Source organism: Streptomyces sp. NPDC048496 (assembly GCF_043200055.1).
In the GTDB taxonomy this organism is placed as follows: domain Bacteria; phylum Actinomycetota; class Actinomycetes; order Streptomycetales; family Streptomycetaceae; genus Streptomyces.
The window spans coordinates 21,341-40,632 of the sequence record NZ_JBICXB010000019.1 but is presented as its reverse complement, the minus strand read 5'-3'; the positions used below and the strand labels follow the sequence as shown (position 1 = coordinate 40,632).

The following is a 19,292-nucleotide window of genomic DNA, read 5'->3' as shown; positions in this document are numbered from 1 at the left end:
CGTCTACCTGGCGAACGCAGGCAGCTGCTCCGCGATCTTGGGCATGTCCAGTGCCCCCTGACACACGTCCAGCACGAACCGCTCGGCTTCGTCCACATCGAAGTCCGCGTCCAGCGGATGTCCGTTCATGTGCAGGAAAACCCAGGTCGCGTACCAGGCGATACGCTTGTTGCCGTCCACAAGGGCATGGTTGCGGGCCAGGGACTCCATCAGCGCCGCGGCCTTCTGCCACACATCCGGATACGCGTCCTGGCCGAACACGCTCGCCCTAGGACGAGCCAGGGCAGATTCGAGCAGCCCGTAGTCGCGCACCTCGGCGGCACCAAGCCGCTCCGCGAGGTTCAGCAGCTCGGGCAGGGTCAGGTACTTCATCAGGCGAGCCTCCGATTGAGCTCCTCACTCACCTTCAGCACGTGGTCCGCCGCCTCGTTGAAGAGGCGCGAGTGTTCGTTTATGGCGGTGATCACCGCGTCGTGCGCGAAGGACTGCATGCTCCGCCCTTCAGACTCGGCACGCGCGCGCAGCGCGTCCAGCTCTTCCTCGGTGAACCGCAGATTCAGACCAGCCATGAATGTATGGTACCGCGTGGTACCAGTCGGTACTAAGGCTTTACCCGCACCCGCCCCGCCACCCACGCCCCCACCAGCGCCACCCCCGCCATCGGCAGGAACACCACCGCGAACGCCCCCGGATGCGCCCCCGACGCGCCCGCCTCCACGGAGTCGTGCACCGCCCCCACCGCGCCGCCGCCGAGCGCGGCGAACGCCGCACCCCCGGCCGCCAGCAGCAGCACATTCGACAGCCCGTCGGCGATCTGGAGCGCCGCGGAGTTGGCGCCCGCCTCCTCCGGCGGGGACAGCTTCAGCAGCAGCACGCTCGTCGAAGCGAGCACCATGCCCATGCCGAAGCACCCGACGGCCCAGGCGACTGCCACCATCCACACCGGCACCCCCGCTATCAGCACCGACGGCGCGCCCGCGATCGCCGCGACGACCAGCACCATGCCGCCCACCATCAGCCGCTCCCGGTACGGTTCCAGGCGCGGCCGGGACTGTGCGTACGAACCGAGCGCCCAGGTCCCGCCCCCGGCCGCGAGCGAGAGCCCGGCCAGTGTCGGGCTCAGCCCGCGCTGGGTCACCAGCATCAGCGGTACGAACGACTCGGCGGCGATGAACGAGCCGGCCGCCACCCCGCGCAGCAGCACCACCGAGGGCAGCCCGCGCGCCGCCCGGCCCGTGCCCGGCGGCAGCAGCCCGCGCACGGCGGGAACGAGCAGAGCAACACCCGCAACGGCCGGAAGCAGCGCGAACCAGTTCCGCTCCTGCCCCGCGTACTGGAGCAGCCCCGCCCCCACCGAGATCCCGAGCGCGAGCACGATGCGGCGCCGGTCGTACGGCTCGACGGGTGCCGCCGGATCGGCCGGCCCCGACGCCCGGCGCCGGATCGCGGGCAGCGCGAGCGCCAGCGGGAACACCACCAGTACGGGAATGCCGATGAAGACCCACCGCCACCCCAGGTGCTCGGTCACACTCCCGGCGGCGAGCGGCCCGACGACGGACGGGATCACCCAGCTCGCAGCGAACGCAGCCATGATCGACGGCCGCAGATGCTCCGGGTAGGCCCGGCTGATCACCACGTACAACGCCACGATCACCAGCCCGCCTCCGAGCCCCTGCACGGCCCGCCCGGCGATGAACATCCACATGCTGCCCGCCGTCCCCGACAGCAGCAGACCAGCCCCGAAGGCACCGATCCCGGTGGCGAGCGGCGCCAGCGGCCCGCGCCGGTCCGCCCACTGCCCCGAGAGAACCATGGCGAAGAGGCTGGTCGTGAAGTACGCGGAGAAAGCGAACGCGTACAACGGAATGCCATGCAGCTCACGGGCGGCGACCGGCATCGCGGTGCCGACGGCCGTCGCCTCGAAGGCGATCAGGAACACGACGGAGACGATGCCGATGCTGAGCGCCCGATAGGTCCGCCCGAGCACGCCTTCGGTTTCGGCGGGCGGGACCGGTGCCGCCGCTTCGACGGCGGTGCCGGTATCGGTACCGGTACCGGTACCGGCGTCTCGTGGCTCCAGGGCACTCATGAGCCCAAGAGTAAGGGGCAAGATCTCATGTGGCCCCTGTCGCGAGTCGGTCCGCCGCTCGTACGTCGGTCGTAGGACCGCGGAGCCGATCGTGAACGCGGTATGGCAGTCTCATTGCGGCCCGCCCCGTTCTCTTGAGCAGCGCGGACACCCGGCTCTACGGTCGAACCACAACGAGGAACACACGGCCGTGTGCCCGAGTGGTTCAGGGGCTCGACTGCAACTCGAGTTACACCGGTTCGAATCCGGTCACGGCCTCCACTCGGTGAGCCCGCCCAGCACGCGTCATACGTCGCGCCGGGCGGGCTTCGGCATTTTCAGGAACAGCCCTGGGACTTGAGCGCGGACAGTACGAAACCAGCCTCAGGGCGCCACGCTCACCTGCGGCAGCCGCCGCAGTCGCTGCGCCAATCAGGGAACCTTCCCAACCCAATGCATATAAAGCGATTTCCACCGACCTGAATCTGCACCGGGCCCCCACATACGAAAGGCGACCACCCTGCGCGCGGCGCGGGCAGTCGCCTTCTCTCGTACGGTCCGGAGATCAGGAGGCGATCGTCGTCTCTTCCTTGAGCGCTTCCTTCACCATCTCCCGCAGGTGTGCCTCGTCCTCCTTGCTGAGCGAGGTCTGCACGAGCTGACCACCGAACTTGACGATCTCGGGGATGACCTTGTCGCGGGCGGACTTCCTGACGAGCACGAAGACGGCGGCGGCGCCGGGCCGGAGATTCGCGCTCAGCTCCTTCATGAAGTCGTCGTTGACACCGGTGTCGACAACGGACCCTCCAGCGGCACCGGCCGCGGCGCCCACCGCGGCACCGAGGAACGGCACGAGGAAGAGCAGCCCGATGACGCTCCCCCACAGCGCGCCGCCCGCGGCACCGTTACCCACGTGGTTGACGGCCTGATGCAGCTTGATCTTGCCGTCCTTCTCACGCCGTTCGACGACGACGACGTCCTCCAGCTCGACGAGGTGCTCGCGGTTCATGGACAGCAGCTTGTCCCGGACCTGGTCGGCGGTGGCGAGATCGTCGTAGGCGATGACGAACAGATTGCTCATGCGGCTGACTCCTCCTCGTGGTGCGTTACCACACCAACCATAGAGGAACTGCTATTAAATAAGACATTAGGTCCGAATGTATCGGCCCTCCAGCCGCTTCAGCCCTCCGCCGCTCCCACCACCCGCGCCCGGCCGAGCTCCGCGAGGACCATGTCGACCGTCTGCTCCACGGTCTGCCCGGTCGTGTCCAGCCAGAACCCGATCCGCGGCGTCTCCTCCCGCAGCGCCCGGTCCAACGACTCGACCGTCCAGCCGGCCCCGTAACCGCTCTTGCTGCGCCCGGCCTCCCGCTCGGCCACGGCCCGCGGCTCGGGGGCGAGCACAACGACGTACAGCGGCTGCGTCCGTACGAGTTCGACGCACCCGGCCAACTCCTCCCCCAGCACCACGTCCTGCACCACGGCGGTCCACCCCTCACCCGCGTACGCATCGGCCGTCATCGCCGACAACCGGCACCGGAGCCGGAGTTGGGCGACGGCCTGGGCGACGGTGGACTTCCCGGAGGCCATCACTCCGGTGATGAGGACGACGGCGGGGCCGGGATCAGCAGTTCGCAACACGCTCGCGGTCAGCCCGCGACGGCGCCGGCCAGAAAGGCGGTCCAGGCGGCGGAGGCGACGGCGAAGGTGGGGCCGTCGGTGACCTTGGAGTCGCGGACATGCACGGTGTGGGGGCAGGTGGCAACCTCCACGCACGCCTCGCCCTCGTTGCCGCTGTAGCTGGACTTGCGCCAGTCGTAGGCGACTTCGACGCAGGCTTCGCCCTCGTTGTTGCTGTAGCTGGACTTGAACCAGGAGAGCTCGGGCCCGGTGGTCACAGTTGCCTCGCCTTCGTTTCGATGATCTCCGCCGACTTCCAGGGGGTGAGCGCCTGGGCCCGCAGGATGCCGAAGAGGTCGAACGTGTCTCCCACCTGCTCTGGCCTGGCAATCAACCTACCGCCGCCCTGCGCCTCCACGTACACCAGATTGCGGCCTTCCGCCGTACACATCAACTGCATGGGCCCCATCAACCCCGCGTGCGTGTGCTGATCCGAGGGCATCACTTGCACCGTGAGGTGGTTCATCCGCCGCATGCATTCCAGCAGATGCAGCAGCTGCTCCTTCAGCACCTCCGCGCCGCCAAGCGTCCGGTCCAGGATCGACTCCTCGATGACGAACCCAACGTACGGCGGAGGCGTGCGCATCAGCACCCCCTGCCGTTCCAGCCGCGCCTCGACGTGCCTGACGATCTCGTCCTCGGTGTACGCGGGTTTGCGCGCCCGGTACAGGGCGTACGCGTACGCCTCCGTCTGGAGCAGCCCCGGAATCAGCATCGTCTCGTACGCACTGATGACCCGCGCCTGCCGCTCCAGCCGCGCCCAGTCCAGGAACTTCGCCGGGTACTTCTCCTCGTCGATCAGCTCGATGCACGCCTTCAACGCACCGCCCGCAACGAAGACCCGGTCCGCGTCGGTCAGCAGCTCCAATGTCGGGATGCGCTCGGCCCGCTCGACCGCCCCCATCAGCGACTCCGAGATCAGCAGCTGGTCCGCAGCGTCCTTCTGCGTGAGTCCGGCCCGCACCCGATGGATACGAATCAGGTCCCCCACAAGCCTCCGCACCTGCGACGGCTCACCACTGGTCCCCACAGCCACCGCCACCCTCCCTACATCCCGTCGATGTGGATCGCGCCCTCCTGATCACGCTACGCAGTCAATGGAATCCTCAGTGCCATGACGAGCGAGAAGCACCCCGATTGGGTACCGCCCGCCGGACTCCACCTCCACCTGACCGGCATCCACTTCGACGCCATCCGGCTGCGCGGCGTACGGGGCGAGGCGGTGCTGCACCACCTCGGCACCCTCACCGAGGGCGAACCGGGCCCGGTCGTACGGGAGATCGCGGGCGGCCGATGGATGTACTTCCTGATCCCGCCCGGTTCGAGCAAGGAGTACGACTGGCCGCCGGGCGCCAGGTGCCTCGGGCCGGCCGCCCGTGACCAGTACGTGGGAATCCCCGCACCCGACGGCAACACGTACCCGCCGAGTTGGCGGTGCGGGGCGCCAAAGGAAGGGGAGTTCGTGGACGTGGAACTGCTGTACGGGCTGGTGATGGCGCAGTTGGCCCCGGAAGAGCGGTGAGGCGGGCGCGGGTAGGGCCGCACGGCCGGTCACGCCCTCGCCTCGGATGACTTCGACGTACCCGGCCCCTGGCCGCCGTCCCGTTCGGCCGGAACCGCTGGGCCCACAGCGCAACGCCGGGGATCGCGCCACATCGACCCCGGCATCACACGCATCCAGGACGATCCGAACCCGGAACAGGCCCGGGGCCGCCTGAATCCAGTAGTGCTCACAGCCGTGGTGACCGAGGCAAGAACAGAACGGTTTTTCTGCTAGGGGAGGGTGACGCGCGGGCACGAGTGGACAGCGGCCGTCGCGTAGAGGAAGTTCTGGAACGTGGCTTTCTTGACCTCCGTGTACGCGGCCCCACGGTGGCCGCTGTCGCGCAGGGCCCCGTCGTACCCGCCGTTCCAGTGCGCGGCGAAGTACACGTCACCACCGCCACAGTGCAGAACGGCCTCGTCGATCGCGGCAATCCCCTTGTCACCAGGGAGCGTTTCGAAGCCGTACGCATCCTTCGTGGCCACCTCGACGAAATTTTTGTCCGACGTCGCGGCGAAGGACACGGCCGCCTTGGCCGAGCCCGCCAGTTGCAGGTCACATGCCCACGTGTCGGCACGTCCGTTGTTCACCTGCTCCCGGTCCGGTTCGGCCCGGGAGACGAGTACGGCCTCCTTCGGCAGCGCGAAGCCCCGCACTCCACACACGTTCTGGACATCTGTCGTCCGCGAGGCGGACGGGGCGGCGAGATCAGGGGCGGCCGAGAGCGCCGACGTGCTGCAGCCGGCCTTCTCGGCGACCTGCCGGGCCGAGCGGGTCAGCAACCGGGCCAGACCGGCCGGGTCCACCGTCCCCTTCTCCACCTTGGCCTCCACGGTCGCCACCGCGCCGTCCTCGTAACGTACAACCCCCCTGCCCCGCAGGGGGCCGTCCTTGTCCCAGCAGGACTTCGGCAGGACGACGTACCCGCCGAAGTCCTGCGACACGGCACCGGTCACCCCGCCCTTGAAGTAGGACCGGGCGGCAGGGTTCTTCCAGACATTGGTCGTGAAGGGGAACGCCCCTTTCTCACTGTCCGTCCCGACCGTCACCTGCTGGTCGTCGCCTCCGATGAAACGGCTGGTGCGCTCGACCGTGCACTCGAACCCGGCCCGCTTCGGATCGACTTGCGCGTACACCTGCGACACGCGGCCGGTGGAGTCCAGAGCGGCCTGCACCTCCCCGCTCCCCAGCCGGCCGCCACAGAACGAGTCCGCGCCGAGAAGGTTCGTATTCCACCAGCAGTACGAGGAGGCGAGCGCGGCCACCACCGCCAAGGCGACCGCCGCCACAAGTACCGGCTTCTTCTTCCGCGTCTGGGCTGTCATGGTGCTGTTTACCGGTTCCTTGTGTCGGGCCGTACGGGGATCGGTGTTCCACATGCGGTGATCAGGTACGGGACCGCAGGGCCTCGTACGCTATCTGGCGCCCGTCCACGTAGCTCTGCCGGGCTTCTCCGGCCGCAGCGTCGGTGGTGGTGGGGTCCATGTGGCGCTCGCTGCCCCACTTGTCGAAGTAGCGGTCGAGATTGTCCTGGGCGACGTCGTTGCCCCGGCTCAGCTCTTCCTTGGACAGCGAGCCCTCCTCTGCCTGGACCCCGGCAAGCCATTCGTTGAGGCCGACGTCCACGAGGCGCTGGGCGGCGTCGCCGATGACAGGGATGCCTGTGATCAGGCCGCCGCCGAGGTGGTACCCGTAGAACCGGGTGTTCGCGGCATCGCCGGTCCTGTCGTCGTGGACGTCCATCTTCACGTCGCCGCCGACCGCGTTGAGAGCGCCGGTGACCTCGCCGACCTTGCGGGCCTCATTGGTGACAGCGGTTACGTTCGGGAAGTCCTTGCCCATCAATTCCTCGGACATATAGCCCTGTTGGGCCTGGTAGATGCGCTCGAAGTTGGTGGTGTCGTCGGCTTCGGAGACGCCGCGCATCATGCGGATCAGGCTGCTGCGGCTGTTCTGGATCTGCGAGTCGTCGCCATGTCCGTAGATGTCCGCCTTGCCGGCCCGGCCGCCGGGCGCGTCACCGTCGATGATGTCGACAGCGTCCGGCGAGTAGTCGGCCAGGGCCTGGGACAGGGGATCACGCAGGGCCGCGTAGTCGTCCTGGGCCAGCACCTCGTCGGCCTTGCCGACCCGCAGGTGCTTGGGGTCCTCGCCGTACTTGCCGTCGGCGTCGCCGTAGTCGATGAGGTTGATCGTGTCGTGCATGACGCGGGTCTGCGCGGCGGTGTGCCGGCCGAGCTCGTCGCCGTCCCCGCCCGGTACGTTGCCGGTGGCGCCCGCCGACAGGGCGAGGCCGAGGCCGGTGCGTACGTCCTTGTCGAACGTGTCCTTGCCGGTGGTTTCGATGTTGCCGGACCAGTGCGAGGTGTCGACGTGGTTCCAGTCCCGCTCCTTGAGCAGGTACTCGAGGTTGTCGTTCTTCCCGTCCGGCCCCGGGTCCAGGTAGCTCGTGGTCGTGGCCGGGTCCTTGGACATGATGCCGAGGACGCCGTCGAGCGGGTCGTTGGCGAACCAGCCGTCGTCCTTGCCGCTGAAGTCGCCACGCAGATCCCAGATGTCGGGGTTGCCGCCCTGCTTCTTGTCCTCGGCGGCCCGGATGTCGGTGGCCATGTCCTTGAGGAACTGTCCGGAGTAGCCGTTGCCTTGCTCCATCAGCGTCACGAGGCTCTGATAGCCGCGCACCTGCTGCCCGTGCCCGGTACCGACCGCGATCTTGTCACCGGCGACGTCCAGGTCGAACTTCTGGACACCGGCCTTCTGCAGGTCGGAACGGAACTTCTTGTAGAACGCCGAGTCGGTGTCCTTCGTCGCCAGGGCAAGGGAGTTGGCCAGGTCGTCCTGCAACGCCGCGTACGTCCCCTTGTCCTTGCCGCCGTGACTGAGGTTGCTGAGTTTGTTGGTGAACTTGATGGTCCCCGACGCCCCCAGACTGTCCAGGAACATCTGGTGGAACTTTTCGTTCTTGGCGTTGTCGCGGAAGGCGCGCTGCGCCTCCTTGATCTCCTGCGGGGTGGCGTCGCCGGAGTTGATGCGTGTGGCGATGTCGGCGAGCTCGTCGGCCTCGTACTTCTCGATGTCGCCGCTGGGGTTGCCGTTGAATCCGTTCATGGTGCCGTCGGTGACGTCCGAGTCGAGCACGACCCCCTTGAAGGCGATCTCGACGCCCTTGTCCGCGTCGTTGACGACCTTGACCGCGTTGTCGATGCGGTCCTGCCAGGAGCCGACCGCCTTCTGTACGCTCTGCTGGTAGTCGGGGTCGTGGTGGAGCGCGTTGCGATCGCCCTCGGTCAGCTTCTCGTAGTCGTACGTGACCACACCCTGGTCCGAGACCTTCATCCCGGCCTTGACCGCATCGTCACGGGCCGCCTCCAACTTGCCCTTGAGGTCCACGTATTGGGCGTGCGCGTCGCGCAGCAGCGAGGCGATGGCCTTTGCCTCGGCCTGTGCGTACCGGAACTCGCGCAGCGTGACGTCGAACCGCTCGTTGGCCGCCACGACACTCAACCCCTGCCAGCCGGAGCCCGTCGAGATGCCGTGCACATCCCGCTTGTACGCGACCTCCTGGCCGTGGAACTCCTTGGCCATGCCGTCCCAGCTGGTGGCGGCCGTGGTGAGCGTGCCGAGATCCGTCGTCATGATCTCGTGGTACGTAGGCATTTCTGGTCCCCGTGAAGTGCGTGTGTACGTGAGGCAGGAGGCAGCCGGTCAGAACTCGTCGAAGACAGACGGCGTACGCACGCCCTGCACACCCGACCGCACGTCGAAGTCCGTGTTCGTCAGCAAAATGTTGGTGTTGCGCAGCGCGTCCTTCTCCGAACCGAGCCGGTTCATCAGCGCTTGTACCTGCTCGCCCCACGTCTTGTGAGCCTTCTTCAGCGAGGACGACATGAGCCAGCCGTGCCCGTCCTTGGCGTCGAACGCCTTCACCACCCCGGACGTGTCCTCATCCGTGTAGTGACCGGCCTTCTTCGTGTCCGGCTCGATGTGATCCTCGATGGCCTTCGCCGCGGCCTTCTTCTCCGCGGGTGTCGAGACCAGGTTCTGCTGCCCGCCCCCGGAACCGCCGCCCTGGTCGGGGGGGTACTGGTTGAGGCGCATGCCTATCGCGTGTTCGGGCCCACCGGCTGACATGATCGATCTCCTCCCCGTGCGCTGCACGACACGGGAACGTCAACAGCGTTTGCTCAACCTATCAACCCGAAACCGTGGTCGAAATGGTGACAGGGGGTGGGGCCGCAGCGGAGCCGATGTGCCTGGTGGGCGGGCAACACGGCGTGGCTGTGGGCTACCTCAAGGCGTCCAGGGCGGCATGGGCCGCTGACGGCCTCGGAGTTGTCGCACTGACACACACCACGTGATCATTCCGGGGCCGTCGCCATGCCCGGAAGGCAGATCACGACCGTCACGCATCACGCATGATCAGCCACCCGACAGGTTCTCAGGACTTGGGGGCCGCCACCGCCGCCTGGGGCCTGATCGGGAGGCGGTTTATCGGGCGGCCCGTTGCCGCACGGACTGCCGCGGCCACCGCCGCCGGGGACGTGACAACCGGGACCGCCGAGGCCGGCTTGGCACCGAAGGGGGCTACTACGTCGCGTTCTTCGACGAGTTCGACGATGCGAATGTCGGGGGCGTCAAGGGAAGTAGGGAGGGCGTAACCCGTGAGGTCGGGGTGGCGGATCACACCGTGGGTCGTGCGGAGGTTCTCCGTCAGGGCTGCGCCGATGCCCTGGGTGACGCCTGCTTCGATACGGGTCGCCAGTTGGGACGGGTTGAGGATCCGGCCCACGTCCTGGGCCACGGCCATCTCGACCACGCGGATCGACCCGAGTTCGATGTCGACGTCCACGACCGCGCGGATCGCGCAGAAGGCGAGGCCGACGAACGCGTCGCCCTGACCGGACTCGTCGAGCGGCTCGGTCGGGTGGGGGCGGCACTGGGCGGTGGCCCAGAGTTCCTTGCCGTCCATCGCCTCCGTGACCGTCGTGGACAGCACCCCGTCGTACGAGGTGATCTTGCCGTCCGTGATCTGGAGCAGCTCGGTGGACATGCCGAACTTGTGGGCCAGGGGCTGGAGGAGCTGGGTGCGGACCATCTTGGCGGCGCGTTCCACCGCTCCGGCGGAGACCCAGGTGTGGCGGCCGTGTGTGGACGGGCCCGCCGGGGGCTGGTCGGTGTCGACCGCGGCCACGTGGACCTCTTCGATGCCCAGGGTCTCCTGGACGACCTGGCGGGCCAGGGTGCTGAAGCCCTGGCCGGTTTCGACCGCGGCGCAGATGACCGTGGCGACGCCGTTGTGGACCCTGACCGTGGCAGTGGAGACCTCGTCCGCGCCTTCGGCTCCGAGCATGTGGACCATGCCGAGTGCGTAGCCGACGCCCCGGCGTACGGCACCGGGTTCGCCCGCGCCCTCGGGGCCGCCGGGAAGCAGCCAGCCGTCCTCCGGGGAGTCCTTGGGGAGCGCGGGGAGCGGGAAGTCCCGGACCGCACGCAGGAGTTCGGCCACGGGGGCGGGGCACGTCACTGTCTGGCCGGTCGGGAGGATGTCGCCGGTGGAGAGCGAGTTGCGGAGGCGGAGTTCGGCCGGGTCGATGCCGAGTTTGGTGGCCAGCTTGTCCATCTGGCCCTCGTACGCCGCGCAGACCTGCATGGCGCCCTCGCCGCGCACATGGCCGGACGGAGGGTTGTTCGTACGGACGGCCCAGCCCTCGATGAAGGCGTGCGGGACGACGTACGGACCGCAGGCGAACGCGACCGCGGCGGCCAGGGACTCGGACGAGGCGTCGGCGTACGCGCCCGCGTCGAGGAGGATCTGCGCCTCGACCTTGACCAACCTGCCTTCCGCGTCCGCGTGGTGGCGGTAGCGGAGCAGCGTCGGGTGGCGGTGGGCGTGGCCGAGGAAGGACTCCTCGCGGGTGGCGGCCAGTTTGACCGGGCAGCCGGTGCGCAGGGCGAGCAGGCCGAGCGGGAGCTGGAAGCCCGGGTCCTCGCGGTCGCCGGTCGCCCCGGGAACGCCGGTGACGACGATCTTCACCCGGTCCGGTTCGAGGCCGAAGCAGGCGGCGGCGAGGTCGCGGTCGGTATGCGGGTCGGTGGAGGCGGTGTAGATCTCCACACCGCCGTCGGGGCGCGGCACGGCGAGGCCGGCCTCGGCGCCGATCGGGGCGGGGTCCTGGCGGCCGATGCGGTACAGGCCCTCGACAATGACGTCGCCCGTCACGTCCGGGTCGCCGTAGCACAGCGGGATGTGGCGGATGAGGTTGCCGTCGGGGTGCAGGGGCTCCGCGGCGAACGCCTTCTCCGGGTCGGTGACCGGTTCGAGGACCTCGTACTCGACGACGATCGCCGCCGCGGCGAGGCGGGCCGTGTCGGGGTGGTCGGCAGCGACCGCGGCGATCGATTCGCCGTGGTGGCGGACCAGTTCGGAGGCGAAGACGGGGCGGTCGACGACCCGGCGTCCGTACGCCCCGTCGCCGGGGACGTCCTCGTGGGTGACGACCGCACGTACGCCGGGCATCTCCGCGACGCCCGTGGTGTCGATGGACAGGATGCGGGCGTGCGGGTGCGGGGAACGGAGCACGGCCGCCCAGAGCAGTCCCTCGGCCCAGAGGTCGGCCGCGTACGGGAACGTGCCCTCGGTCTTGGCACCGGTGTCGGCGGGCGGCAACGAGGCGCCGATGCCGAGTACGGGCGGCTCGGCGCCGGGGCCGTCCACCGGCGGAAGGGTGAGCGCCGTGTGGGTTGCGGTGGCTGCGTCGTTGCTCACGCCATGCCTCCGTCCTGCAGATAGGGCTGGACACTACCGGCACCGGGCGCCGCCTGGTGCGGGATGCGGGCCTCGGTGGAATGCGCATCCGCGGTGGCGGCGCCGGGCTCCGTGGCGGCCTCGGTGATCGCTTTGCGGCCCGCGATGACCTCGCTGACGGCGTCCAGGACGCCGCGGTAGCCGGAGCAGCGGCAGAGGTTGCCGCAGAGCGCCTGGCGGGTCTCCAGTTCGCTGGGGGCGTGGTTGCCCTCCAGCAGGTCGTGGATCGTCATGGCCATGCCGGGGATGCAGAAGCCGCACTGGACTGCGCCGCACTCGGCCAGGGCGCGCTGCACGTCGGACGGCTCGCCGTCGACGGCCAGACCCTCGACCGTACGGACCTCGCTGCCCGCCGCGGTGGCAGCGGGGACCAGGCAGGAGGCGACGAGGCGGCCGTCGACCTGGACGTTGCAGGCACCGCACTCGCCCTGCGAGCAGCCGTCCTTGGCTCCGGCGAGGCCGAGACGCTCGCGGAGCACGTAGAGCAGGGACTCGCCGATCCAGGCGTCCGTGACGGGGCGGTCGGCGCCGTTCACATGTAGGACGTAGGAGGCGGACGGGTGCTCACTGGGGGTGTCGGGGGGCGTGTCGGGGGGCGTGTCGAGGGGGGCATCGAAGGCGGTGCCGTGAGGGGGCTCGGTGGGGAGGGCCTGCTCGGGGGTGGCCGTGGTGTCGGCCACGGGCTCCGTCAGCGGCTCGGCCGATTCCGACGCGGTGGCGTCCGGGGCCGGAACCCGCGTGAGGTCCGTGCCCGGCGCCGGGGTGTCCGCCGTGCCCTCCGCGGCCGCCTCGACCGTCTCGGAAACCTCGGGAGCCTCGGGAGCCTCCGGCTGCGTCGCCCACGGCGCGGGCGCGCCACCCGGCAGCGTGGCCGGTGGCGTCCGGTCCGCGTACCACTGGGACGCCGCCGCCGAGGCCGCGAACTCGCCGGACTCCTCCGGCAGGTCGCCATCGGCGACCGGGATCGTCCACTGGCCGGTGTGGCCGGAGGTCTCGGCGGCCGTCGCCTCGGCGAAGTTCCACTGGCCGGTCGAGGCCGGTGTCTCGCCCTGCTGCGGGTACTGCTCGTGCTGCGAGTACTCCGGAAGCTGCTGGTGCTGTTGATGCTGCTGTTCGTTCGGGTCCGGCCAGTGCACCGCGCCCGTCGCCTGCTCCTCCGTCTCCTGGCCCTGCGTGCTCTGCGTCCGCACGACCCAGCTGCCCGTCGCCGCCGGGTCGAGCCCGGCCGCGGGGGTCAGCGGCACGATCATCGGCGGTACGTAGCCCTGACCGGGAGCGGCCAGCGGGATGTTCGCCAGGTCCTCCGGGGGCAGCCGGACGAAGGCGGTCGCCTCGGCGTCGTACTCGCCGCCCTGCGCGGTCGGCTGCCAGCCGCCGTGCTGGTCGGCGGGGTCCTCGTTGTTCCTGTTGTCGGCGTTGTTGTTGCTCACGACAGTGCCCTCCCCAGCGCGCGTCGGGCGAGCGCGGCGACCGTGCGCCGCAGATGCAGTACGGCGGGGGGCAGCGGTGGCGCCTCTCCCCCGTCGGCGGGCGGCGGCTGGTCCGGGATGCAGGCGGCGGCGACGTACTCGCCGAAGGCGGCCAGCGCGTCGGGCGTCAGGCCCCGTTCGCCGTCCCAGTCGATCAGCGAGGCGATCCAGCGCTCGGCCTCCAGCGGACGCAGCGGCATCGGTGCGATCGCGCCGACCGCGCAGCGCACCCCGCGCCGGGCCGGGTCGAGGACGATCGCGACGGATGCGGTGGCGCGGCCGGGGCCGGTGCGGCCGGTCGCCTTGAAGAAGACCTGGGGGGCGTGCAGCAGCGGTACGCGGATGAAGGCGATCAGCTCCGCGGGTTCGAGCATCTCCCGGCCGGCCAGCAGGTGCGAGACGGGAATCTCGCGACGGGCGCCGCCTGGGCCCGCGATGACGAGCTCCGCCTCCAGGGCGGCAAGCACGGGGAGGGCGTCGCCGGTCGGGGCCGCGGTGACGATGTTGCCGCCGAGCGTCCCGGCGTTACGGATCTGGGGCGGGCCCGCGGCGCGCGCGGAGGCGGCCAGGGCGGGGATCAGTGCGGCGAAGTCGGGCCGGCCCATGCGTGCGTGGGTGAGTCCGGCGCCGAGCAGTGCGTGACCGTCCTGGTAGTGCCAGCCGCGGAGCTCGCTGATGCGGCCGAGGCCGACGAGTCCGGAGGGGCGCAGCAGCCCCTTGTTGACGGCCGACATCAGGTCCGTGCCGCCGGCCACGGGAACGGCGGCCGGCATGGCGCCCAGTGCCGCCACGGCCTCGTCGAGCGAGGCGGGCAGCATCACCGTCTGCGTCGCCTGCGGTGCGTGCATGGTCAACCCAGCTGCCCCTTCCCGGTGTCCCGGCGTCCCGCTTGTTTCGCCGTACGGTACGTGCTCAAAGCCCGGACGTGGCAACTCTGGCACATCTTCCGATCGGACCGACGCGAGGGTCCGCGAAGGGCGCATCCGCCCCTGACCTGGTGCATGCTCCCGTTTCGCACCCCTTATGCATAGAGTGCGAATTGCCACTCTTCGGTAAGCCTTGTACGCCTTATTCCCTTCCAGGGAAGCGCGGACTCCGGCCGCGCCGGCGAGAGTGCTTCCGGCCACCACGGTCCCAGGAACCGCGGTGGCCGTGCCCCCGTCCACGAGCGGGATCACACGTTCGGGGGCACGCCCTCGATCGGACGTCCGAGGACGCCGGGGCGCTTCTGCCACGGCAACGGGCCGCCCGGCGGCCGGTAATCGACGCCGAGCGCGTCAAGTCGGGCATAGTGTGCGGTCATCCGGCGCTCGAAGTCGGCGAAGTCCCGGTCGGCGGAGGCGGGCAGTGCCGACCAGGCGACCTCCGCGAACGCCGCGAGCCGCGGAAAGACCTGGTAGTCGACGCGGGACCGGTTCTGCATGACCTCGGTCCACACATTGGCCTGGGTGCCCAGGATGTGACGGGCCGCCTCGTCGGTCAGGCCCGGCGGTACAGGTTCGAAGCGGTAGACGTCCTCCAGGGTGCGTACGTACCCGATGGGCATCGGCTCGTCGGGGCCGCCGTGCTGACGGTGGTCCAGATAGACCTGCTGCTCCGGGCACATCACGACGTCGTGCCCGGCCTCGGCGGCGGCGATGCCACCCGTGTACCCGCGCCACGACGACACCGCCGCGCCGTCCGCGAGGCCGCCCTCGAGGATCTCGTCCCAGCCGATGAGGCGGCGGCCGCGCGCGGTGAGCCAGCTGTCGAAGTGCCTGATGAACCAGGACTGCAGCTCGTCCTCGTCGGCCAGGCCGAGTTCCTTGATCCGGGCCTGGGCGGCCGGGGACGCCTTCCACTGGTCCTTGGGACATTCGTCGCCGCCGATGTGGATGAAGGGCGAGGTGGCGGCCGGGAAGAGAGCGAGGATCTCCTCGAAGACGCCCTCGTAGAAGCGGAGGGTGTGGTCGGTGGGAGCGAGCACGTTCGGAGTGACGCCCCAGGTGTCCCGGACGGAGAGGGTGGTGGTGTCGATGACGTCGGTGTTGCCCAGTTCCGGGTAGGCGCTGATGGCAGCCTGCGAGTGGCCCGGGATGTCGATCTCGGGGACGACACGGATATGCCGCTCGGCGGCGTACGCGACGATCTCGCGGATATCGTCCTGCGTGTAGTGGCCGCCGTACGGGGTCTCGTCCCACAGCTCCGACGCCCGGTGTCCGTGCTTGGTACGGGCGCGCCAGGAACCGATCTCGGTGAGCTTCGGGAAGCGCTTGATCTCCACGCGCCAGCCCTGGTCGTCGGTGAGGTGGAAGTGGAAGACGTTCAGCTTGTGGGCGGCGAGGAGGTCGAGGTAGCGCAGGATGTCGTCCTTGGGCAGGAAGTGCCGTGAGACGTCGAGCATCAGGCCGCGCCAGGAGAACCGGGGGCGGTCCTCGACGGTGCAGCCCGGGACGCGCCACTGCCGCTCCGGGTCCACGGGGGCCCGCCGGTAGGCGTCGGGGCCCAGGAGTTGGCGCAGGGTCTGTGTACCCCACTGGACTCCGGCCGCGCCGCCGCCCAGCACGGTGACGCCGTCGCCGTCCACAAACAGCCGGTACCCCTCGGGGCCCAGCTCCGCGGCCACCTCGGGGTCGGTCCGCAGGCGGATCGCGTTCCCGTTCCCGGGCTTGCCCGGCGCCAACCGCAGCCCGGTCGCCGCGGCGAGGGCGCCGCACAGGTGGCGTGCGATGCGCTCCGTGCCGGGTTGCGCAACGACAACGGTGTCCTGATCAAGAACAAAGCCGGCCGTGGAGTTCGTGGCGCGCAGCGGCGCCGGAATCAGACCCTCGATGCCCATGACGTCAGTCCTTAGCCGCTCCGCCCGGCTCCGGGACCGGGCGTCGCTGTACGAGTACGAAGAAGACCAAGGGGATGGCCATCGCCGTCGAGGGTATGTCGCGGTGGATCGACTGGCCCGGCGATCCCGGGTGTTGCGGAGTTCGTCGGGTGGTGGCGGGATGTCGTGCTGCGCGTGGGTGCCCCCGACGCAGGCCCGAGGCAAGGAACGCACCCCCGACCCGCGGCTCTCGCACGGTACGCGGACGACACCTCGACCGGACCCGTCGGCTCACCCGTGCCGCGCGTGGGCGCCGGTACAGCCCGCGCCACGCACACGGGGATGACGGCTGCACGCAAAACCCCCGGAGCGCGCATCAGCGCGCTCCGGGGGTTTTGCCCGAACGGTGTGTGGACGGACTACTTCTTGTCCTTGCCGCCCTTGCCCTTGTCGCCACCGGCGCCCATGGACTCGTAGATCTCCTTGCACATGGGACAGACCGGATACTTCTTGGGGTCGCGCCCCGGCACCCAGACCTTTCCGCAGAGTGCGACCACGGGGGTGCCCTCCAGGGCACTCGCCATGATCTTGTCCTTCTGGACGTAATGGGCGTAGCGCTCGTGGTCGCCGTCGCCGCTCGACACCTGCGGCGTCGGCTCTACGAGGGTCCCCGTACCTGCCCCGCGCTCGGGCTCAAGAGTGCTCATAACAGCCAGGGTACTGAAAGCCCCGCGGTTCAGTTGAGCGAAGGGTCGTCCGGGTAGGTGGCAATCATGGCGAGTTCACTGCGCTGACGGCGCAGGACCGCCCGCCACAGATGTTCCGGACGCGGCGAGGAGACGTCTCCGGGCTCCGACTCCACCACGTACCAGGCGCCCTCGGTCAGCTCCGCCTCCAGCTGCCCGGGGCCCCAGCCCGCGTACCCCGCGAAGATCCGCAGCGAGCCGAGCGCCGCGGCCAGCAGTTCCGGCGGCGCCTCCAGGTCCACCAGGCCGATCGCCCCGTACACCCTGCGCCAGCCGAGCGGCCCCTCGTCACCGGGGATCACCGCGACGCCGAGCGCCGAGTCGAGGGAGACCGGACCGCCCTGGAAGACGACGTCCGGTTCGCCGGTCAGGCCGGCCCAGGACTCGAGGATGTCACCGACGCCGACCGGGGTCGGGCGGTTCAGGACGACGCCGAGTGAGCCCTCCTCGTCGTGGTCGAGGAGCAGCACCACCGCGCGGTCGAAATTCGGGTCCGCGAGCGCGGGTGTGGCCACGAGCAGTCGCCCTGTGAGCGAGGACACCTCGGTCATGGCAGAAATGATCCCGCATCTTGGCCCTCCGTGGGGGCCGAGTGACGCGCCGGTCCGGCGGGGGAGCCCGAGCGCAGCTCAGGGTGCACGGGTGCGTGGGAAGCGCACAGCCCGGGAGGCGTGTGTGGGCGGTGACCCTCCGCGAGGCGTGGCGAGCAGAGCGTGTTTGTGGCTGATTCATGACGTTCGTACACCCCCTGCCGCCTTATGGACCGGGGGTGGAGGGCCATTACTCTTTCGGTTGGCCCCCTGCCCGACCACTCCGGAACGCGAGATTCATGACCGGCACAGACGATGTCCTGCTTGTCCACGGCGGAACCCCGCTGGAGGGCGAGATCCGCGTCCGAGGCGCCAAGAACCTGGTGCCGAAGGCAATGGTCGCCGCGCTGCTCGGCAGCGGGCCCAGCCGGCTGCGCAATGTGCCCGACATCCGCGATGTGCGGGTCGTGCGGGGGCTGCTGCAGTTGCACGGTGTGACGGTCCGGCCCGGTGACGAGCCGGGCGAGCTGATCCTGGACCCCACCCATGTCGAGAGCGCCAACGTCGCTGACATCGATGCCCACGCGGGCTCGTCGCGCATCCCGATCCTGTTCTGCGGCCCACTGCTGCACCGGCTGGGCCACGCCTTCATTCCGGGACTCGGCGGCTGCGACATCGGCGGACGGCCGATCGACTTCCACTTCGACGTGCTGCGGCAGTTCGGCGCGACGATCGAGAAGCGGGCCGACGGCCAGTACCTGGAGGCCCCGCAGCGGCTGCGCGGCACGAAGATCCGGCTGCCGTACCCCTCGGTGGGCTCCACCGAGCAGGTGCTGCTGACGGCGGTGCTCGCCGAAGGTGTCACCGAGCTGTCCAACGCGGCCGTGGAGCCGGAGATCGAGGACCTCATCTGCGTACTGCAGAAGATGGGCGCGATCATCTCCATGGACACCGACCGGACCATCCGCATCACGGGCGTCGACCGGCTCGACGGGTACACGCACCGGGCGATCCCGGACCGCCTGGAGGCGGCCTCCTGGGCGTCCGCGGCGCTGGCGACCGAGGGCAACATCTACGTACGGGGCGCACAGCAGCGCTCGATGATGACGTTCCTCAACACCTTCCGCCGGGTCGGCGGCGCCTTCGAGATCGACGACGAGGGCATCCGCTTCTGGCACCCGGGCGGCGCGCTGAACGCCATTGCCCTGGAGACGGACGTGCACCCCGGCTTCCAGACGGACTGGCAGCAGCCGCTCGTCGTGGCGCTGACGCAGGCCACAGGGCTGTCCATCGTCCACGAGACGGTGTACGAGTCCCGGCTCGGGTTCACCTCCGCGCTCAACCAGATGGGCGCGCACATCCAGCTCTACCGCGAGTGTCTGGGCGGCTCCGACTGCCGCTTCGGCCAGCGGAACTTCCTGCACTCGGCGGTCGTCTCCGGCCCGACGAAGCTGCAGGGCGCGGATCTGGTCATTCCTGACCTGCGTGGCGGTTTCTCGTACCTGATTGCCGCGCTGGCGGCACAGGGGACGTCGCGGGTGCACGGGATCGATCTGATCAACCGTGGCTACGAGAACTTCATGGAGAAGCTGGAGAAGCTCGGAGCGAAGGTCGAGCTGCCGGGCGGCTCGCTGGTCTGACGGCCGAGAGCCGG

At 69.7% G+C, this 19,292-nt stretch carries 18 protein-coding genes and 1 tRNA gene; 3 read left to right on the top strand and 16 right to left on the bottom strand.

Annotated features, from left to right (window positions below; translation table 11 throughout):
* Positions 1-3: 3 nt before the first annotated feature.
* From ACGFSA_RS18885 to ACGFSA_RS18875, 3 genes are read right to left on the bottom strand one after another with little or no spacing between them, the layout of a single operon-like run.
* Complete coding sequence (locus ACGFSA_RS18885; RefSeq protein WP_393305557.1) at positions 4-372, bottom strand: type II toxin-antitoxin system death-on-curing family toxin; 369 nt, start codon at positions 370-372, stop codon at positions 4-6.
* A complete protein-coding gene (locus ACGFSA_RS18880; RefSeq protein ID WP_114249050.1) occupies positions 372-569 on the bottom strand; it encodes an Arc family DNA-binding protein in 198 nt (65 codons plus the stop codon). Before ACGFSA_RS18880 ends, ACGFSA_RS18885 begins: the two co-directional genes overlap by 1 nt.
* A gap of 32 nt (positions 570-601) precedes the next feature.
* Entirely contained in the window at positions 602-2,089 is a 1,488-nt protein-coding gene (locus ACGFSA_RS18875) for an MFS transporter (protein ID WP_393305555.1), read from the bottom strand.
* A 186-nt stretch (positions 2,090-2,275) separates the two neighbouring features.
* Between ACGFSA_RS18875 and ACGFSA_RS18870 the strand changes: the two genes are divergently transcribed.
* A tRNA-Cys gene (locus ACGFSA_RS18870) sits at positions 2,276-2,350 on the top strand.
* 283 nt (positions 2,351-2,633) lie between these two features.
* Here the strand turns inward: ACGFSA_RS18870 and ACGFSA_RS18865 are convergent.
* The 4 genes from ACGFSA_RS18865 to ACGFSA_RS18850 form a co-directional block, all read right to left on the bottom strand.
* Complete coding sequence (locus ACGFSA_RS18865; protein ID WP_393305553.1) at positions 2,634-3,149, bottom strand: DUF1269 domain-containing protein; 516 nt, start codon at positions 3,147-3,149, stop codon at positions 2,634-2,636.
* A 98-nt stretch (positions 3,150-3,247) separates the two neighbouring features.
* Positions 3,248-3,658, bottom strand: a complete 411-nt coding sequence (locus tag ACGFSA_RS18860; RefSeq protein WP_393305665.1) for a phosphotransferase — start codon at positions 3,656-3,658, stop codon at positions 3,248-3,250.
* Between the two features lie 59 nt (positions 3,659-3,717).
* Positions 3,718-3,966: a DUF397 domain-containing protein gene (locus ACGFSA_RS18855; protein ID WP_393305551.1), complete on the bottom strand. Its 249-nt coding sequence runs from the start codon at positions 3,964-3,966 to the stop codon at positions 3,718-3,720.
* Positions 3,963-4,739 carry a Scr1 family TA system antitoxin-like transcriptional regulator gene (locus ACGFSA_RS18850; RefSeq protein ID WP_393305549.1) on the bottom strand — a complete coding sequence of 259 codons (777 nt, stop codon included), beginning with the start codon at positions 4,737-4,739 and terminating at the stop codon, positions 3,963-3,965. The genes ACGFSA_RS18855 and ACGFSA_RS18850 overlap by 4 nt, the downstream gene beginning before the upstream one ends.
* 123 nt (positions 4,740-4,862) lie before the next feature.
* Between ACGFSA_RS18850 and ACGFSA_RS18845 the strand changes: the two genes are divergently transcribed.
* Entirely contained in the window at positions 4,863-5,270 is a 408-nt protein-coding gene (locus ACGFSA_RS18845; RefSeq protein ID WP_393305547.1) for a hypothetical protein, read from the top strand.
* 251 nt (positions 5,271-5,521) lie between these two features.
* Here the strand turns inward: ACGFSA_RS18845 and ACGFSA_RS18840 are convergent, their stop codons facing one another.
* The 9 genes from ACGFSA_RS18840 to ACGFSA_RS18800 all read right to left on the bottom strand — a co-directional run bounded on the left by ACGFSA_RS18840 (position 5,522) and on the right by ACGFSA_RS18800 (position 17,659).
* Positions 5,522-6,616: a hypothetical protein gene (locus ACGFSA_RS18840; RefSeq protein WP_393305545.1), complete on the bottom strand. Its 1,095-nt coding sequence runs from the start codon at positions 6,614-6,616 to the stop codon at positions 5,522-5,524.
* A gap of 61 nt (positions 6,617-6,677) precedes the next feature.
* Positions 6,678-8,948: a hypothetical protein gene (locus ACGFSA_RS18835; protein WP_393305543.1), complete on the bottom strand. Its 2,271-nt coding sequence runs from the start codon at positions 8,946-8,948 to the stop codon at positions 6,678-6,680.
* Between the two features lie 48 nt (positions 8,949-8,996).
* Positions 8,997-9,422 (bottom strand): hypothetical protein, encoded by a 426-nt coding sequence (locus tag ACGFSA_RS18830; RefSeq protein WP_393305541.1) that lies wholly within the window; start codon positions 9,420-9,422, stop codon positions 8,997-8,999.
* A 307-nt stretch (positions 9,423-9,729) separates the two neighbouring features.
* Positions 9,730-12,057, bottom strand: coding sequence for a xanthine dehydrogenase family protein molybdopterin-binding subunit (locus tag ACGFSA_RS18825; protein ID WP_393305539.1), 2,328 nt, complete (start codon positions 12,055-12,057; stop codon positions 9,730-9,732).
* Positions 12,054-13,526 carry a 2Fe-2S iron-sulfur cluster-binding protein gene (locus ACGFSA_RS18820; protein WP_393305537.1) on the bottom strand — a complete coding sequence of 491 codons (1,473 nt, stop codon included), beginning with the start codon at positions 13,524-13,526 and terminating at the stop codon, positions 12,054-12,056. Before ACGFSA_RS18820 ends, ACGFSA_RS18825 begins: the two co-directional genes overlap by 4 nt.
* Positions 13,523-14,419 (bottom strand): FAD binding domain-containing protein, encoded by an 897-nt coding sequence (locus tag ACGFSA_RS18815; protein WP_393305535.1) that lies wholly within the window; start codon positions 14,417-14,419, stop codon positions 13,523-13,525. Before ACGFSA_RS18815 ends, ACGFSA_RS18820 begins: the two co-directional genes overlap by 4 nt.
* 320 nt (positions 14,420-14,739) lie before the next feature.
* Positions 14,740-16,383: a beta-N-acetylhexosaminidase gene (locus tag ACGFSA_RS18810; RefSeq protein WP_393305533.1), complete on the bottom strand. Its 1,644-nt coding sequence runs from the start codon at positions 16,381-16,383 to the stop codon at positions 14,740-14,742.
* Between the two features lie 398 nt (positions 16,384-16,781).
* Positions 16,782-17,069: a DUF3039 domain-containing protein gene (locus tag ACGFSA_RS18805; protein ID WP_266985093.1), complete on the bottom strand. Its 288-nt coding sequence runs from the start codon at positions 17,067-17,069 to the stop codon at positions 16,782-16,784.
* Positions 17,070-17,098: 29 nt separating this feature from the next.
* A complete protein-coding gene (locus ACGFSA_RS18800; RefSeq protein WP_358857662.1) occupies positions 17,099-17,659 on the bottom strand; it encodes a YqgE/AlgH family protein in 561 nt (186 codons plus the stop codon).
* A gap of 278 nt (positions 17,660-17,937) precedes the next feature.
* Here ACGFSA_RS18800 and murA point away from each other — a divergent pair, with 278 nt between their 5' ends.
* Positions 17,938-19,278: a UDP-N-acetylglucosamine 1-carboxyvinyltransferase gene (gene murA / locus ACGFSA_RS18795; RefSeq protein ID WP_037692423.1), complete on the top strand. Its 1,341-nt coding sequence runs from the start codon at positions 17,938-17,940 to the stop codon at positions 19,276-19,278.
* Positions 19,279-19,292: the final 14 nt, after the last annotated feature.

Coding starts and splice junctions, on each gene's coding strand:
- ACGFSA_RS18800 (WP_358857662.1), bottom strand. CDS start 17,659: ATGACCGAGGTGTCCTCGCTCACAGGGCGACTGCTCGTGGCCACACCC.
- ACGFSA_RS18805 (WP_266985093.1), bottom strand. CDS start 17,069: ATGAGCACTCTTGAGCCCGAGCGCGGGGCAGGTACGGGGACCCTCGTA.
- murA (WP_037692423.1), top strand. CDS start 17,938: ATGACCGGCACAGACGATGTCCTGCTTGTCCACGGCGGAACCCCGCTG.
- ACGFSA_RS18865 (WP_393305553.1), bottom strand. CDS start 3,149: ATGAGCAATCTGTTCGTCATCGCCTACGACGATCTCGCCACCGCCGAC.
- ACGFSA_RS18860 (WP_393305665.1), bottom strand. CDS start 3,658: ATGGCCTCCGGGAAGTCCACCGTCGCCCAGGCCGTCGCCCAACTCCGG.
- ACGFSA_RS18835 (WP_393305543.1), bottom strand. CDS start 8,948: ATGCCTACGTACCACGAGATCATGACGACGGATCTCGGCACGCTCACC.
- ACGFSA_RS18810 (WP_393305533.1), bottom strand. CDS start 16,383: ATGGGCATCGAGGGTCTGATTCCGGCGCCGCTGCGCGCCACGAACTCC.
- ACGFSA_RS18875 (WP_393305555.1), bottom strand. CDS start 2,089: ATGAGTGCCCTGGAGCCACGAGACGCCGGTACCGGTACCGGTACCGAT.
- ACGFSA_RS18840 (WP_393305545.1), bottom strand. CDS start 6,616: ATGACAGCCCAGACGCGGAAGAAGAAGCCGGTACTTGTGGCGGCGGTC.
- ACGFSA_RS18880 (WP_114249050.1), bottom strand. CDS start 569: ATGGCTGGTCTGAATCTGCGGTTCACCGAGGAAGAGCTGGACGCGCTG.
- ACGFSA_RS18885 (WP_393305557.1), bottom strand. CDS start 372: ATGAAGTACCTGACCCTGCCCGAGCTGCTGAACCTCGCGGAGCGGCTT.
- ACGFSA_RS18830 (WP_393305541.1), bottom strand. CDS start 9,422: ATGTCAGCCGGTGGGCCCGAACACGCGATAGGCATGCGCCTCAACCAG.
- ACGFSA_RS18845 (WP_393305547.1), top strand. CDS start 4,863: ATGACGAGCGAGAAGCACCCCGATTGGGTACCGCCCGCCGGACTCCAC.